The sequence below is a fragment of the Moorena sp. SIO4A5 genome (assembly GCF_010672005.1).
In the GTDB taxonomy this organism is placed as follows: Bacteria; Cyanobacteriota; Cyanobacteriia; order Cyanobacteriales; family Coleofasciculaceae; genus Moorena.
The window spans coordinates 1-3,423 of the sequence record NZ_JAAHHZ010000520.1 but is presented as its reverse complement, the minus strand read 5'-3'; the positions used below and the strand labels follow the sequence as shown (position 1 = coordinate 3,423).

Sequence of the window (3,423 nt, the reverse complement as noted above, 5' to 3'; positions counted from 1 at the left end):
CTTGTTGAAACAGTTGCCTTGACTTATCTAGATTATTAGTTTCTGTCTGAGGGGGAATAAATTCTTTCAGGACACAAGGTTCATTGAAACGCCCTTGATCCTCTACCAGGTAAGTCCGATTGAATTCTCCTTGGTCAAGGACACGGAGCAAATGGTAGCGATTTTGCAGAATAGTTCCAGAAGCAATCGGTGGTTCCATCGGTGGTAGATCACTTGTTACGGACAATGAGGCCGGAGCAATATTCTTGAAGTTTAGACTTTATTCTGTTGCTTTGGAACTCCATCGATGGATTCCAACCCTTCCGTTGAGCCACAGAGTTGAGCCAAAGATAAGTTGATCAGCATATATATCAGGGTTTAGCCAACACTAGACTCCAAACACCCTTATGGTGTACAATCCGCAACCAGACCTTACAAATATCGTTATTAGAAAGCCTAACACTGAAAACTCCGCCACAAAGCGAGCGGAGATGAAAGTGTAAGCGCGACTTTAGTCGCCTTGAAGAAAATAAAAACAAATACTTGCTAATTTGTGCTAGGCATGTTAGCATAATAATATAACAGAAGAGGTCGAGTTCTGATGATTATACTTGAGTTCAAGGCATACGGAAACAAAACACAGTATCAAGCCATAGACAAAGCTATTCGGACTGTTCAGTTTATACGGAATAGCTGTCTTCGTTTGTGGATGGATAATAAAGGGTTAAGCAAATACGACTTAAATAAATATTGCAAAACCTTGGCCAAGAATTTCCCTTTTGCCAACGAATTGAACTCAACAGCTCGACAAGCTGCGGCTGAAAGGGCATGGTCATCAATCGCTCGTTTCTTTGAAAATTGTAAAAAGAAAGTACCTGGAAAGAAAGGTTTTCCTAAATTCCAGAAGCATTGTAGATCGGTCGAGTATAAACAGTCAGGATGGAAGTTGTCTCCTGAGAAAAAATCGATCAATTTTAGCGACAAGAAAGGAATCGGAAAACTGAAACTCAAGGGTACATGGGACTTGTGGCGCTTTGATAAGAAGTTAATCAAACGAATTCGCATAGTCAAGAGGGCTGATGGTTACTACGTTCAGTTTTGCATCTCTGTCGATGTAAAAGAGCAATTAAATCCTGCTGATGCGACTGTGGGACTGGATGTAGGATTGAAAGAGTTTTACACTGATTCCAGGGGCAAAACCGAACCTAACCCTCGTTTTTACAGGGCTGGGGAAAAGAAGCTAAAATTATATCAACGTCAAGTTTCTCGAAAGAAGAAAGGCTCATCCAATCGTAAAAAAGCGATTAATAGACTAGGCAGACAGCATCTTAAAATAAGTAGGCAACGTCAAGAACACGCCAAGAGACTGGCTCGTTGCGTAATCCGGTCTAACGACCTGGTCGCCTATGAAGATTTAAGAGTCAATAATCTAGTAAAAAATCACTGTCTTGCTAAATCTATTAATGACGCAGGTTGGTATCAATTTAGGAGATGGTTGGAGCATTTTGGTAAAAAATTTTGCAGGATAACTGTCGCAGTAAATCCTGCTTATACAAGCCAAAATTGTTCTGAATGCGGCGAGGTCGTGAAGAAGTCACTGTCAACCAGGACTCACATCTGTAAGTGTGGCTGTGAATTAGACAGGGATCACAATGCCGCAGTCAACATCCTTAACAGAGCCTTAGGTACGGTGGGGCACATCGGAACCTTGGTCACAGACCAGAACGCTTGTGGAGAATTGGCCTCTACTCTTCCTGACTCCGGTTTGGTTGAGCAAGCTGACTCGTTGAAGCAAGAATCCCCGCGTCTTTAGACCGGGGAGTGTCAAGTTGCTTTGGAACTCCATCGATGGATTCCAACCGTTCCGTTGAGCCACAGAGTTGAGCCACAGATAAGTTGATCACTATATACATCAAGGTTTACCCAAAACTAGACTCTAAACACCCTTATGGTGTAGGATACCGAATTAGACCTTACAAGTATAGTTATTGCGTAATTGCTGTAGGGAATAGTAAATAGGGAATAGGGAATAGTAAATAAATAGGGAATAGGTAAAAAATTCTCTGTACCTAATGAATAGGAGAACCGCTATATATGTTGTTCGGGTTTATACGAACATCACTACATGTTCATTGCTATCTTATTTTGGGGTAGAACTATCTTAAATAACTACCTTACTTGAGTAGATATACAGTTGTTCTAATTAAGTACAATAGTTAATTTTCGTATTTTAGTAAGAAACTTAAAAAAAACTGCTTGAGTTCTCAGGTTCGTATGATAGCAAGACACTATATATAGTGTCTTTAGTCAACACCTCTGTCAGGTCAACGCTATAAAAATTAATAAAATATTAATTAAATTTAAATAAATAATTATAAAAATTATTATAAAAAGGATATTCTTAGAATGTTAAGATCGCGTTGAAATAAGCTTCGAGGGTTTGCTGTGAGCAGTTCAGTTACTTTAGAGCTTCAACCTATTCTGCCCCAGATTGCCGCTAACAATCGTTTAAGACTATTTTCTGGTTCGGCAAATGTTTCCCTTTCTCAGGAAGTAGCACGTTATCTAGGCCTCGACTTGGGACCGATGCTACGGAAACGATTTGCTGATGGGGAGCTCTATGTCCAAATTCAAGAATCGATCAGAGGGTGTGATGTTTACCTCATTCAACCGACTTGCTATCCGGTCAATGATTACCTGATGGAGTTACTGATTATGATCGATGCTTGCCGTCGAGCCTCAGCGCGGCAAGTTACTGCTGTAATTCCTTACTATGGTTATGCGCGAGCAGACCGTAAAACGGCGGGACGTGAGTCCATTACAGCCAAGCTGGTGGCTAACCTGATTACTGGAGCTGGTGCTAATCGCATTTTGGCAATGGATTTGCACTCCGCTCAAATTCAAGGTTATTTCGATATCCCCTGTGACCATGTCTACGGTTCACCAGTATTGCTACAATATCTTGCTTCTAAGCACCTAACTGATCTAGTAGTAGTTTCGCCCGACGTTGGTGGTGTGGCTAGAGCCAGAGCCTTTGCCAAAAAGCTATATGATGCCCCCCTTGCCATTATTGACAAGCGCAGGCAAGCTCACAATATCGCTGAAGTGATGAATGTGATTGGGGATGTCAAGGGCAAAACTGCGGTGCTAGTCGATGATATGATTGACACTGCTGGCACGATTTGTGAAGCTGGCAAAGTACTGCGTCAAGAGGGGGCTCGCCAAGTCTATGCTTGTGCAACCCATGCCGTGTTTTCGCCACCAGCTGTAGAGCGCCTCTCTAGTGGGGTGTTTGAAGAAGTAATTGTTACCAATAGTATTCCACTACCGGACGCCAAACGGTTTCCACAGCTGACAGTGCTTTCAGTGGCTAACTTATTGGGTGAAACCATCTGGCGTATTCATGAAGACTCTTCTGTCAGCAGTATGTTTCGTTAAAAATCC

Annotated in this window: 2 protein-coding genes and 1 pseudogene; 2 read left to right on the top strand and 1 reads right to left on the bottom strand. The window is 42.0% G+C overall.

From position 1 onward, the window contains the following. Window positions 1-199 (bottom strand): annotated as a pseudogene (locus tag F6K57_RS40275) (serine/threonine protein kinase); the annotation flags it as partial. 381 nt (window positions 200-580) lie between these two features. Here F6K57_RS40275 and F6K57_RS40270 point away from each other — a divergent pair. Beyond that, entirely contained in the window at window positions 581-1,792 is a 1,212-nt protein-coding gene (locus F6K57_RS40270) for a transposase (RefSeq protein WP_293054376.1), read from the top strand. A gap of 632 nt (window positions 1,793-2,424) precedes the next feature. Continuing rightward, window positions 2,425-3,417 (top strand): ribose-phosphate pyrophosphokinase, encoded by a 993-nt coding sequence (locus tag F6K57_RS40265; protein WP_293054379.1) that lies wholly within the window; start codon window positions 2,425-2,427, stop codon window positions 3,415-3,417. Window positions 3,418-3,423: the final 6 nt, after the last annotated feature.